Below are 13,043 nucleotides of genomic sequence, written 5' to 3' on the forward strand. Positions count from 1 at the left end.
GCAGTTTACTGGATGTTTTTATCTGTAGTATTAGTTTTGATATGGGGGTTTTATAATTAAATGTACAAGTTAGATGTAAATTAAATATAAATGAGTGGCCTGTTCCTTATAAGGTTAAATTAAAAATTATGGCTAAAATCGTGCAGATCGCTACCTTATTTGTCTTCGTTTTTTGAGTAACTATTTTCCTGTTATGAGTAAATGCCAGTATAAATATTATACTGACAGTGGTGACCAAAATGTGACATGAAGCCTCGTAAATAGCCTTAAATAGGGTTAAGTTGGTTTTGAACGCTCACTAGTTTTACTTGTCGTAACTTATTGTTTGTTCTGCTTATTTTGTTTTGTATCGAAGTTTATTGCTTGGTGTCGATTAACAACATTTGGTCTTTAAACGGTCTCCAAAACCGATGGTTGCGAGTTCGAGTCTTGCTACCCCTGCCAAATTTAGAAGGCCTAGCAGAAATGCTAGGCCTTTGTCTTTTCTGGCTTTTAATCAATTTAATTATTTTTGAATATTAACAAAAGTGATATGTTGATTGCTATTTAACGTTCAAAGTCCAACATCAATAAGTTAGTTTAAACATTTATTCGATTAACGTGTCAGCCTTCAATTTCAATTACCTTTCTTAATTAATATTTGCTATGAGTTAAGTTGCTTGATGCAGAAATACAATATATCTTGCTGCTTATGGTAGTCTGTTGAAAATTGCTTATACAATCCAAGCCTATGATAAATAACTTTTATAACATTAATGCTGAATCATTTTATAATGATACCGTCAATGTAGATTTATCCCTTTTGTACGAAATCTTCATTCCTCTATTAAAGCCGAATGGGCATATTATTGATGCTGGCTGCGGAAGCGGACGAGATAGCTTGTATTTTTTAAAGCAAGGCTTCGAAGTGAGTGCATTTGATGCAAGTGAGAGTTTAGTGCTAAAAGCATCTGAACTAACGGGGATTGATGTTGAACTAAACACTTTTGATTGTTTTAAAGCTTCATCATTGGCTGATGGTATTTGGGCTTGCGCCTCTTTATTACATGTAGCTAGTAATTTACTGCCAGCTTCATTCGCTAATTTATCTAGAAGTTTAAGGGATGGTGGTTATCTTTATTGTTCTTTTAAGTATGGTGTTAGTGATGTAGAGAGAGGCGGGCGTTATTTCACGAATGCAGATGAAAAAAGGCTTAACGATTTCATAGATGGAAGTGATTTTAATGTTGTAAAAAGTTGGATCACTGATGATGCTCGGCCTGACCGACAGGATGAAAAGTGGCTTAATGCAATTCTTATTAAAGGCGATCGCAATGGGGCTTGATGGGATTGCAGTTGATCAGGTTTTAGCTAGTTTTGGGTATAAGTTAGAAAATGTGGTTGATGTTGGCCGCTTATATACTTTTATCGGCAATAATGATTCTAATTTGCGGAATCAGCCTTCAGCAATTTTGGTCGATAATTCATTATATTCCCTTCAACCTTCTGATTTTCATTATGTTGATTACACTAGCTATCAGAATCAGCTGATGCACCATTATCAAGGGTTACTCCGTTTTTGTGCACTTGAAATACAGCAGTTAATTGATGATATAAGCCACTTTTTATCCTCCGAAATTGAGAGCATAGAACTAAAAAAGTTTGGCTCGAATCGTGAGGAACAACATATCGATCCTACTCCCCCCGAATTTAAGTTTGCAGAAATATTTGAGAGTGTGTTTGGGCCAGCATCTATACATGCTTTGCAAGCGGAAGCTCCTTATATTGATAGGCAAGGACATAAGCGATTTATTGATTACATTTTGCATCGTAAAACATCACCTATAGCGATAGAGCTAAATGGTGAAACCTATCATCATCCCTTATCTCGGATAGTCTCTCAGAAGCAATATCGATCGCAACTATTTAAACAAAACTCATTAGTAAATGATGGTTACCTTGTATATCGCTGGTCAGATAGGGGCATGAGTGATTCTTTTAAATTTGAAGACCAAATGAAAGATTATTTTGGCCAATCTGAACATTTCTTAAAATCTCCATTATATAGAGCTGAACGTTCCGTTGATTTTAGTTTATATGCCCATCAACAGGATGCTGTAAACACCCTAATTGAAAAAAGAAAAGCAGGCCAGAATAGATTTTTAGTAGTACTGCCTACTGGTTCGGGTAAAACAGAAGTGTTTATTGAAGATGTTAGGCAGCAATTACAGCAATCCAATGCCAAACAAGTGTTAGCTGTTGTGCCGACAGTTGCGCTAAAAATGCAGCTAATTAAAAGGTTAGAGGCACAAATTCCAGAGATAAGGGTTGGTGAGTTACTTAACAATTCACAACTCGATATTACAGTGCAAACTAGTGCCTATGTATTACGGCATTATCGTAAACTCGCTAGAAACCATTTCGATTATATTCTTATTGATGAAGCGCACAGAGCTGCTGCAGATGGTTTACGCCAAGTTTTATATTACTTTTCTCCTAAGAGTCTTTTGGGCTTAACTGCTACGGATGAGCGTCTTGATAAGCGCTCTCTGAGCGATATTTTTGGTCATTACGAAGTTGAGATGACCTTAGAACAAGCTATTTTGAAAAAGTTAGTGCCGCAAATTCGAGCTTTCAGATTAGAATCAAATATTGATTTTTCGAATGTAAGATTTAACGGCAAAGAATTCGTTAAAACCGATTTACAGAAAACTGTGATCATCCCTTCGCGTGACCAACTGATTGCAGATGTTTTACTTAAATACTTTTTTAATCAACAAGCACAATTTATCAGCACACAGCAGGGCATAGTGTTTTGTGTCGATATTAAACACACCCAAAGAATGGCCAAGCTATTAAATCAATCAGGTATAAAAGCGGCTTCGGTAAGTGGTAAGGAACGTACTGGCCTAGATTTATATCATAGGGGGGAGGTTCAAATGCTATGTGCTTGCGATTTAATAAACGAAGGCTGGGATTCGCCTCAAACCAGTATTCTTGTTATGGCTAGGCCAACAATGTCGAAAGTACTTTATACCCAGCAATTAGGACGAGGAACACGAAATTATCCAGGCAAAGAAGCGCTATATGTAATTGATGTGGTTGATAGTTATGGAGCAGCTATTACACCTTGGTCATTACATGGCTTATTTAATTTGAGTCACTATCAACCTTTTGGTGATCTGGTAAAAGATGTTCAAGGGACATCTCAGAATGAATTAATTATTTTAGATGGATTATGGGAGTCGGAGCGAAGAATCGAACCGATTAATATCTTTAATTTTGAAAAAGAGTTTAGAGACCTACTAAATGAAGAGCAGCTAGCTAGAGAGCTATTTATTTCAACAGGTACAGTAAAAGCTTGGATGAAAAAAGGTGATTTGGTTGCCGATAAAACGATTCCATTTGGTAGTAAAAATCTTAATTACTTTAGCTTCGAACAGCTAGAAAAAATAAGAATCACCAAAAATATTCCACTTAGAACACAGGATACTCGAAAGGCTGACTTTATCGAGTTTATTGAAAAACGTGATTATACTTTCTCATACAAAATTATTTTGCTTATTGTCATGGCGAACCACTGTAATAAACAAGGCGAATTGGATTTAGATGTAGTTGCTGGTTTATATGCAGGTTTCTATGAATCTTTATTGAGTAAATATGGTAAAGCAGAGAAAGGCGGTAACCCACTTAATATCAGTGAAAATTTATTGGATTCGGCGTATATCAAGCGTAATATTCTTATCAATCCATTTGAAAAATTCGAACGTAAGCGTTTCTTTTATCAGTGCCAAGAGTTGAATTTGATCGCATTTGATACCGTGTTATGGGACAAACTCAAACAATCAGATTTGAGCGCGATTACCACTCAAATGCGGGAGGATCTTAGCCATTATTACAATAAGCTTGATATGACAATCACCAAAGAAGATATCGCTACTTTAAACCTGCCAAATCTTGAGGCAGAACTCGACAATCAAAACCTAGTTTCATTACCGTTTTTTGAAGATCTTAAAATTGCTTGCGGTCACTTTAAAACCAGTACGGCTGATAAGGTAAGTTTTATACAAATCCCCACAGAATACGGAACAAATAACCCAGATAAACACTTCATTGCAAAAGCATCAGGTAACTCAATGAATGGTGGGAAATCCCCCATACTTGATGGTGACCTATTGCTATTTGAATGGATCACGCCAGTTAGTGCTGGCTCAATCTCAAATCAAATCCTAGCAATTGAGTTACTAGATGATATAGGGGAACCGCAGTATTTACTTAGAAAAGTAATTAAGCAATCACAAGGTAAATACACATTGATCGCAAATAATAAAGACTATCATCCCCTTAATGCGTCCGAACAAATGAATACTTTCGCGCGTTTTAAAGGAGTTATTAAGAATTAAACTTGCCTGTTTTGTTATATTTAACAAGATAAAAGCAGAGTGGTTTTATATCTATGAGGCTTTAATTTGAGGGCATTTTAAGGCTACAATTTTCTTTATTTCTCCTCCTCCCTCACTAACGCTGAATTGCACCTATACTCATTTGATGGTTTATTTTGCTCGCAAATGATATGTGATCAGCTAACAGCTATCAGCAAACATGCCCATCTCAACACCGGCCTTTGTGTATGACTCCTGTGCATGTGTGGCATGCAAAGTTTGCAGTGTATTCATGGTGGTTTTTACACTATGATAATTTTATCTAAAATGTAAGGAGCGCCACCATGTTTAACGCACTTGTATTAACCCAAAATGATAAGCAGACCCAAGCTGAGGTTCGCCAATTAACTGTTGCTGATCTTCCTGAAGGTGAAGTGTTAGTTGATGTAAGTTATTCATCGCTAAATTACAAAGATGGCTTAGCTGTTACTGGGTTAGGCAAAATTATTCGTCAGTTTCCTATGGTGCCTGGGATTGATTTTGCGGGTGTGGTGAGTGAGTCTGCAGATCCGCGTTATAAAGCTGGTGATGAGGTAATCCTAACGGGTTGGGGCGTTGGTGAAAACCATTGGGGCGGTATGGCCCAGAAGGCTCGTGTTAAAGCTGATTGGTTAGTACCTATGCCTCAAAATGCTGATGCTGCTAAAGCTATGATGGTTGGCACTGCAGGGTTAACTGCGATGTTGTGTGTGCAAGCATTACAGCAGGCTGGTGTTACACCTGAACAAGGTGAAGTGCTAGTAACGGGTGCCAGTGGCGGTGTTGGCTCTGTTGCTGTGACGTTACTGTCAGCGCTTGGCTATAGCGTTGTGGCAAGTTCTGGCCGTGTTGAGTCTAATGGTGAGCTACTTAAACAGCTTGGCGCTAGTGATGTTATCGACCGCAGCGAGTTTGAACAAGCGGGTCGCCCTTTAGATAAACAGCGCTGGGCTGGGGTGGTTGATACCGTCGGTAATCAAGTGTTGGCTACCGCGTTAACCCAAATCAATTATGGTGGTAGTGCCGCTATTTGTGGTTTAGCAGGTGGCTTTGCCTTACCAACCACTGTTATGCCGTTTATTTTACGTGGAGTTAACTTGTTGGGTGTTGATTCTGTTGCTTGCCCGTTCGAAAAACGCGTGAAGGCATGGGAGCAAGTTATTGCCTTGTTGCCAGAGAGTTTTTACCAGCAAGCCTGTCAAACTGTTGCTCTTGAACAAGTACCAGAATTTGCACAGCAGATTGTTAAAGGTAAGGTGACGGGGCGGGTATTAGTTAATTGCCAATAATTTATTAGCTTGAAGCTATTCATTAAAGATTAATTTTTTAGCTCAAGCATTTATTTAAAAAATCGTAAAGCGGCTTTAATAGCCGCTTTTTTGTGTCTTTTTTTAGTGCTCATTATTGCCTGTTACTGATAAGCAAAGGCTTAATTAAGTCGACTATTTTATCCCTTAGCCAGCGCTGACCTTTATCTAATTCACAGCGTGCATGCCAAAATAAATTGTAGTTTAGTGGCGCTATTGCAAACGGCAGTGGCTTTACAATTAAACCGTGTTTGGCTGCGGCGATTTCAGCCATACCTTCTGGCAAGGTAATAATTAATGGATGCAGCTCAAGCAGTGCCAGTGCACTGTCTAAGTTTGGCGCCCTTAATAACTCTTTACGTTGTGGGAATTGCGCGATAGATGAGTCGACAATGGCTTTAACACCATCACTAATGGCAATGGTAGCGTGGGGAAAGCGTAGGTAATCTTCTAGTGATAGGGCTTTATTTGCCACAGGGTGGTGATTGGATACTAAACAGCTAACGCCCACTAAACCTAACCTTGTTTGTTGTAATTGCTCTGTTTGATCTATGGCGCGGCAAATTGCCATGTCAGCGCCTTGTAAACTTAGTTGCGATTGAAGGTATTGATGCTGCACCGGAATGACCTCAATGCCAATATTGGGTGCTAGTTGATAGAGCTTAGGTAACACCAGTGGCAGCAGACCTTGTGCGGCAAAGTCAGTGGTAGCTATGGTGAATTTTTGTTGGCATTCTTTGGCAATAAATTCACTGGGGGTAAGCAGTTGTAGTAATTGACCTGTAGGGCCTTGCAGCTGTTGATAGCAATCTAGAGCATATTGGGTTGGTACTAATTGTTGGCCGACCCGTGAAAAGAGAGGGTCGTTGAGCATTTCCCGCAAGCGACTTAAGATTCGACTGGTGGCAGATTGACTCAAGTGCAGCCGTTTTGCTGCTTTTGTAACACTGCACTCTTCGACTAAGATTTGTAAGGCGATAAGTAAACTAAGGTCTTGTCGGTAAATTTCTTCAAGTTTCATAAGATTATTAGCAATTATTAGTCGATTTAGGTTTGATGGTTAAGCTATCACGTTAATGATTTACTGGTTTTGAAAGACTTCTATAGATAAGCAAGAAATAGCTTAATTTACGCCTAATGACGGCTTAATACATTGTATTACTATGTTTTGATTCAGCGGGTATTTGTTGAATAGAGTCCCAATGTTCGACTATCTTGCCTTGGTCATCAAATCGAAAGAAATCCATGGTGACATACTGATCGTTACCAGGCCACACTTGATGGGTATGCAGCGCCACTAAATCATCTTCTGCTATGGCCCTGACAAACTCAATTGTTTTTCCTTTATATTCAGCCATCTCAATGAAGTAATCGATGAAAGCCTGTTTACCATCTGCCACAATCGGATTGTGTTGAATGTATTCTGCGCCAACATATTTTTCAACGGCCTTAACAGGGTCGCCTAAATAAGCGCAGCGGTAAAATGCGATAGCATTGTGTTTATTGGCTTGAAGATCTTGGGCCATAGTTCGCTCCTGAGTTTGAATGGTTTTAAGTCTCTTTCATGCAAGGTATTAAATCGCCACTGCCAAAGCCTAGTTTGCCGCGGTTGTTATCGCAAGATGACGTCATAGTATTAAAATAGGGTGGTTACTTGTTAACTTGCCACAATGAATCAATGAAATAGTCGCGCTCATCTGAAAAGTGTTTAATGACCTCAAAACCGGTATGTTGGCTAATAAAGTCAATATCACTTTTGAGAAACTTAAAGGAGTACTCTAAATGAATCGGTTCAAAGGCGTCGAAATGAAATTGTCTTTTTAGCGCCGAAATATAGACATTTTGTGGCTTTGAGGCGATGACGTAGCTTTCCATAGCGCCCAGAAGGGGGCTGTAAATGCCAAAGTGCTGAAAATTATCCACTACAAAGTTAGCCCCAAGCTCGTTGTTGATCCGCGTTAATAAATTCAGGTTAAAGTCTTTGGTGAGTCCACTGGAGTCGTTATAAGCTCGGGTCAGTATATCGACATCTTTTTTTAGGTCAAAACCCACCAGTGCATAGTCGCCAGCATTCATGCTCATCCACAAACGACGTAAAAAGCCTTGGTTTTGAACTCGATCAAAATTGCCAATATTGGAGCCTAAAAACAATACCAGTTGTTTGTTGGTCGATTTTTCTCTCACCAGCCTTAAGCCTTCAAAGTATTCCGCTACTATGCCGTGACATTCAACATTAGGGTGATCGCAAATGTTGTCTTCTAACATCAGCATGGCTTCTTCTGAAATGTCGATGGGGTAGTAATTGACTTTACAGTTGTGATCCACGAACCCATCAATGATTAATTGGCTTTTATGACCGTCGCCTGCTCCGAGTTCGATAATATCAATTTCCTGTTCACCTATAAGCTCCGCCAGTTCATGTTTGATGGTGTTTAAAATTTCAAACTCAGTGCGAGTGGGGTAGTAATCTTCATGTTGGGTAATTTGCTGAAAAATCTTACTGCCAGTATCGTCGTAGAAGTATTTAGCTTGTAAGGTTTTTGGGCTAGCGCTAAGGCCAGTTAATACATCAATCGCAAATTGCTCTTTATTTATTGCGTCAATATTGTCACTTTTATAATCAATTTTAGAAATCTTCACACGATATCCTTTGCTAATCTGATCCCTGAAAACATCCATTGCTGGTGTGGTTGATAAAAATTTCTATAACTATGTCGATAGTGATGTGGCGGTGTGGCAATACAGCCGCCTCTAAGCACAAACTGATTACACATAAACTTGCCATTGTATTCTTCTAACTTGCCTTCAAAGGGCTTATAGCCGGGGTAGGCTGAATAATGGCTTTGGCTCCAACACCAGACTTGACCTGAAGTATCACCTGCATTGATGGGGTGTAACTGAGGTTGATGATAACTTGCTGGTGGCAGGCCTTGGGCTGAGATTAAGGCTTGATTGTCGCTACTGCGTAAATAATGCTCTAACTCTTGCTCTGTGGGTAAACGGCATTGGCGCCAATTGGCAAAGGCGTTGGCCTCAAAATAACTGACATGAACCACAGGTGCATTTAAGTCTAAAGGTGTTAGGCCATGAAGGGTGTATTCAAACCATTTTCCATCGAGATTTCGCCAATACAAAGGCGATGTAATACCGTTCTCGTTAAGCCAATCCCAGCCCATGCTTAACCAGTATTTTGGCGTTTGATAGCCTGCTGACTCAATAAACGCTAAATACTCACCATTAGTGATAAGAGTGTCAGAGATTGAGAAATCTGTCAGGTAAGTTTTATGAGGCGGTGATTCATTATCAAATGCGTAGCCTTCGCCACAATGACCAATTTCCACCAGTTGCTGAGTATAAGTGTGCCATGAGCCAGTGACCGCTTGTGCGCTCATTAACGGTGTTTTGCTGTAGCGAGGACTGCTGGGATTGCAATGCAGAATATACTTAATGTCCATATACAGAAGCTCTTGATGCTGCTGCTCATGATGAATACCAATTTCAATAATGGTAGCAATTTCTTCTGATATCCCAGCATTGAGTAAGCTTAGAATTAGCTCATCAATTTGCTGACGGTATTGGGCTATTTGCGCTACCGTAGGCCTAGACAAGTTACCGCGATCTTTTTGGGTCCAATGCAGGCCTGCTGATTTATAGTAAGAGTTAAAAATTAAGCTAAAATGCTCATCAAAGCGCTGATAACCTGCAACAAACTGGCGTAATATTAGCTCTTCAAAAAACCAAGTAGTATGTCCCAAATGCCATTTAGGTGGACTGACGTCGGCGCAGGGCTGAATACACAGATCTTCTATTTCTAACGGGGCGCATATTTCGGTTGTGGCGGCTCTGGTGGCAATATAGCGTTTAATTAACTGGTTACACTCTAAGCTCCCCTTGATATCCATCTATAAATCCCTTTCTGCAACGATATACTTAGAAGCACTATGACAATAATTTCTTTCAAGCTGATGACAGGCAACAGCAATAGGCATCTATAATTCATCTTTTGGCTTTTATGTGTCTTTTAAGACTTATCAACTGAGCTGGTTGTTTTTAATTTTTTCTAATTGGTTAAAATAACTACTAATGTTAAGCCTAGTCAAAATAAACCAAGATGAAAGTTTTTTATCATAAAATCATCTAGGTAGCATTTTACTAAGTGGTTAAGTTAAATCTGAAAATATTGGCTATAGGCTGTTGACGCGTGCACATTAAAAACTAAGGCTGAAGTTTTGCTACTAACACGACAAAGGTTTACTCCCTAATTAAAATAGCCTTAGCAATGGCTACTTTGCGATCTTATTCAGTGTAAAATAAGTCATCATATTTTTTTAAGGTTGTTGCATGCAGTTAATGAAGGTTGATAAGGCGCTATATCGTCAACGTTTGAATGTGGTTCTAGTGTCATTAGTGGCGAGTTTAACCCTATTATCTCTCGGTTTTGGTACCGTGCTAATTGAATTTTTTGGTAATAAAACGGTGGCCAGTGGTGAATCTACTGGGCACTTTCACCTAAACTTGTTAGGCGTTATCCTCGCGGTACTCACCTGCAGCTTAGTAATGAACTTTTATAAGAAGCATGAATACCTAAAAGAGATTTACTGGGTATGGAAGTTAAAACAACTGCATAATCGAATTTATCGCAAACTGGCTAAAATCAAACTGGCCGCTAGGGACAATGATCCAGATGCGTTAACGGTTTTATTGTTTTATTTGACGACTCAAAAGCAAGTGTTTGAGTTAGACAATAACACCCTGACACTGGCCACACTTCAAGCTGATATCAGTGCTATCGAATCAAAACTTGCCGATTTAAACCTTGAAATAACGACAGCGGACTTCTCTGAAAATTTACTCGAAAAGTTCTAAATCATTTAAACAAAAAGCCCCTAATTACGCTATAAATGAGTAATTTGGGGGCTTTTTGATCAGTGTTTAGAGCAATAGTCTCAACAGCTGTTTATGCTTAAACCAGTGACAGCTCAACGCGAATGTTACCGCGAGTTGCATTGGAATAAGGGCAAACTTGATGAGCTTTTTCGATTAAGGCTTGCGCTGCTACTTTATCCATTGCTGGTAAATCAATGCGAAGTGCCACCTCAATGGCAAACCCAGCGCCTTGGGTATTTGCGCCAATGCCCACGGTTGCTTCTACTGACAAATCAGCACTGAGTATTTTCTTATCTTGGGCCGCAACAAATTTCATCGCGCCAATAAAACAGGCTGAATAACCAGCAGCAAAAAGTTGTTCAGGGTTGGTTCCTTCTCCGCCTGCGCCACCTAATTCTTTTGGCGTGCTTAACTCAACAGAAAGTTTGTTGTCTGAAGATACTGAGCGTCCATCACGACCGCCGGTAGTTTTTGCTGATGCTGAATAAATGATGTCCATTATTACTCCAAATTACATAATTAAAATCATTATCTTGATACGCACACTTGAATTTAGGTTGTGCGCAACTTAACTAGGAGTAACAATAAACCACAATTATATTGCGCGCAACCTAATTGTGGTTTATTTATTTTTCCCAAGATTATTTTGAAAATGATATGGCGCTAAATAGCTGGCGCTAGATTTACTCACAGTGGGTGGATGACTTGAGTATGCTTGAGATAATTGATTCGAAAGTCGTTGAATCACGAGCTGGTTTCAAGTAGGTGGCTAACTCTTTCTAGGTATAGGGTAAATGTTGAAAGCCTATAATTTTATTGGTTTTTATTAAAACTGAACATTTCTACATGTTTGAATAAATGTAGCTTGCGTGTTAATGTTTTTAGGCTATCTTAAAGTATAAACATCAGGGAGGATTGACAATGACTTCAACATTAACCAAAGAAGAGTTAGCCTGTTTCAGTGAACTTTTTGCCAAGCAGTCTCCTATTGTTAGTAAAAGTGATACTGATTCCGTTGCTGTGACCACTGAAATGCCCGAGGCTTTAGCCAGCCTGTTAGGGAAAACTCAGATGACGTTACTAGCTGAAATTGGTCACTACCGTTTATGGTTTCCTTTCTCTTTAAAAATGGATGAACTGGGCCAATTTGTGTCTCAACTGGGGATCCCTGAAGTCGTGGATACCCGAGGTGCAGATAGAAGCTGGCGCATGAAAGAGTTAGATAATGTCAGAATTATTGATTTTGATACAAATTTAGCCATTGATGTGTTGTCGCTTTCAAGCACTGGCGTCACTTTAGATGCACCGCAGATTATCGAGTCAAGCCAACCTAGGCGTGGCACCTTGGTGCTTACCCATGAAATTAGTTTTGATATTGAATATAAAAAAGTTCGCTCAGACAATGGCGTTATTGCAGCAACAATTATTGTCGGAGAAGACTCAAGAGAAACCCTCAGACAATTTTTATTTTCGATGCATAAAGCTCAGCATTCTTCTCTTTATGAGCATGGTGAGACGCAAGCGGATGTTCAAGCCACAGTCGCCTCAACTAAAGACTTTAAATAGTCTCGCATCTATATAGCTGCTATTAACTTTCTACCTTAAAGTCTCTGCTAAGTAGTGCGGTTAAATCCTTTACAAAAGCACTATCAACCTTAGGATGAACCAATTGGCTGAGTTCATCTCCAATGGGGGTAAAACGGTAATAACTGAATAGTAAGTTATTGCTATTAGGCTCAATAGCTATTTTGTTGTCTATCATATTTAATTGAATTTTAACGCCTTTGTCTAAGGTGCCAGTTTCAAATTCACTGCTGTGAAGTATTCCCGCATCAATTAAGGTCAATATACTCGAATAGGGCAAACCATATTTCGATAGCCCGAAATTCATCAGAGTCGATTTTCTAAAATATTGTTTGATACCGCCATGTATACGGTAGCCACTGAGCAGTTTATAACGGCTTTCGTGATTAAGTTTTACTGACATTCCCAAGGCTTTTTCAAGAATATGGGCTTCTCTTTGGGTCAGTTGTTTAAGGGTTGCCAATGTTCTTAGGCTAAAATTACCCGGTTTAACTATTTCACTGGCTAAAATGCGTGCCCATAAATCTTGCATTCTGCGGCTATTAATTTGCTCAGCCATTTGAAAAAACTGGTAACTCCAATCAGGGTCTAAATCTTCTCCTGTCACATCTGTAGGCGTATAAGTGAGAGCCAATTTAAAGATGGTTTCCAGATTAAGCTGATGCTGAGAGTGTAGTTTTCGTAGTCGAAACTCAGCTCGCTCAGCAATGGATGCACTGGAAGGGCGATAATCTTCTTCACTGGCTAATCCCAGTACTTTACCCAGCAAAAGCGCTTTTTTACTTGCTGAAACCTTAGCGCCGTTGTCGTTTGCCTGTGCTGAGTTTAGCGGCTTAGTCGAAGCTTTAGTTGAGGCCTTAGTTGA

The 13,043-nt window shown here is 39.4% G+C and carries 11 protein-coding genes; 5 read left to right on the forward strand and 6 right to left on the reverse strand.

Annotated elements, in window-relative coordinates:
• Positions 1-730 precede the first annotated feature (730 nt).
• From BCU91_RS03420 to BCU91_RS03430, 3 genes are all read left to right on the forward strand, one after another.
• Positions 731-1,324: a class I SAM-dependent methyltransferase gene (locus BCU91_RS03420; protein ID WP_102520175.1), complete on the forward strand. Its 594-nt coding sequence runs from the start codon at positions 731-733 to the stop codon at positions 1,322-1,324.
• A complete protein-coding gene (locus BCU91_RS03425) occupies positions 1,287-4,382 on the forward strand; it encodes a DEAD/DEAH box helicase family protein (RefSeq protein ID WP_157936259.1) in 3,096 nt (1,031 codons plus the stop codon). The genes BCU91_RS03420 and BCU91_RS03425 overlap by 38 nt, the downstream gene beginning before the upstream one ends.
• A 323-nt stretch (positions 4,383-4,705) precedes the next feature.
• Positions 4,706-5,689, forward strand: a complete 984-nt coding sequence (locus tag BCU91_RS03430; protein WP_102530903.1) for an MDR family oxidoreductase — start codon at positions 4,706-4,708, stop codon at positions 5,687-5,689.
• Between the two features lie 112 nt (positions 5,690-5,801).
• On the opposite strand, the gene BCU91_RS03435 is transcribed toward BCU91_RS03430, so the two are convergent.
• The 4 genes from BCU91_RS03435 to egtB form a co-directional block, all read right to left on the reverse strand.
• Complete coding sequence (locus BCU91_RS03435) at positions 5,802-6,728, reverse strand: LysR family transcriptional regulator (RefSeq protein ID WP_102530904.1); 927 nt, start codon at positions 6,726-6,728, stop codon at positions 5,802-5,804.
• 124 nt (positions 6,729-6,852) lie between these two features.
• Positions 6,853-7,233: a nuclear transport factor 2 family protein gene (locus tag BCU91_RS03440; protein WP_102436146.1), complete on the reverse strand. Its 381-nt coding sequence runs from the start codon at positions 7,231-7,233 to the stop codon at positions 6,853-6,855.
• A gap of 124 nt (positions 7,234-7,357) precedes the next feature.
• Positions 7,358-8,347, reverse strand: a complete 990-nt coding sequence (locus tag BCU91_RS03445; protein WP_241901044.1) for an L-histidine N(alpha)-methyltransferase — start codon at positions 8,345-8,347, stop codon at positions 7,358-7,360.
• Positions 8,344-9,609, reverse strand: a complete 1,266-nt coding sequence (gene egtB / locus BCU91_RS03450) for an ergothioneine biosynthesis protein EgtB (protein WP_102530905.1) — start codon at positions 9,607-9,609, stop codon at positions 8,344-8,346. The genes BCU91_RS03445 and egtB overlap by 4 nt, the downstream gene beginning before the upstream one ends.
• A gap of 439 nt (positions 9,610-10,048) precedes the next feature.
• On the opposite strand from egtB, the gene BCU91_RS03455 reads away from it, so the two are divergent.
• Positions 10,049-10,573, forward strand: coding sequence for a DUF3087 domain-containing protein (locus tag BCU91_RS03455; protein ID WP_102436152.1), 525 nt, complete (start codon positions 10,049-10,051; stop codon positions 10,571-10,573).
• A 97-nt stretch (positions 10,574-10,670) separates the two neighbouring features.
• Here BCU91_RS03455 and BCU91_RS03460 read toward each other — a convergent pair whose 3' ends face one another.
• A complete protein-coding gene (locus tag BCU91_RS03460) occupies positions 10,671-11,093 on the reverse strand; it encodes an organic hydroperoxide resistance protein (protein WP_102436154.1) in 423 nt (140 codons plus the stop codon).
• Positions 11,094-11,515: 422 nt separating this feature from the next.
• Between BCU91_RS03460 and BCU91_RS03465 the strand changes: the two genes are divergently transcribed.
• Entirely contained in the window at positions 11,516-12,160 is a 645-nt protein-coding gene (locus BCU91_RS03465; protein WP_102520170.1) for a hypothetical protein, read from the forward strand.
• A gap of 22 nt (positions 12,161-12,182) precedes the next feature.
• Here the strand turns inward: BCU91_RS03465 and BCU91_RS03470 are convergent.
• The coding region (locus BCU91_RS03470; protein ID WP_241904027.1) for a TIGR03899 family protein at positions 12,183-13,043 on the reverse strand (861 nt) is incomplete at its 5' end.

This window comes from Shewanella sp. 10N.286.52.B9, from assembly GCF_002873635.1.
GTDB lineage: Bacteria > Pseudomonadota > Gammaproteobacteria > Enterobacterales > Shewanellaceae > Shewanella.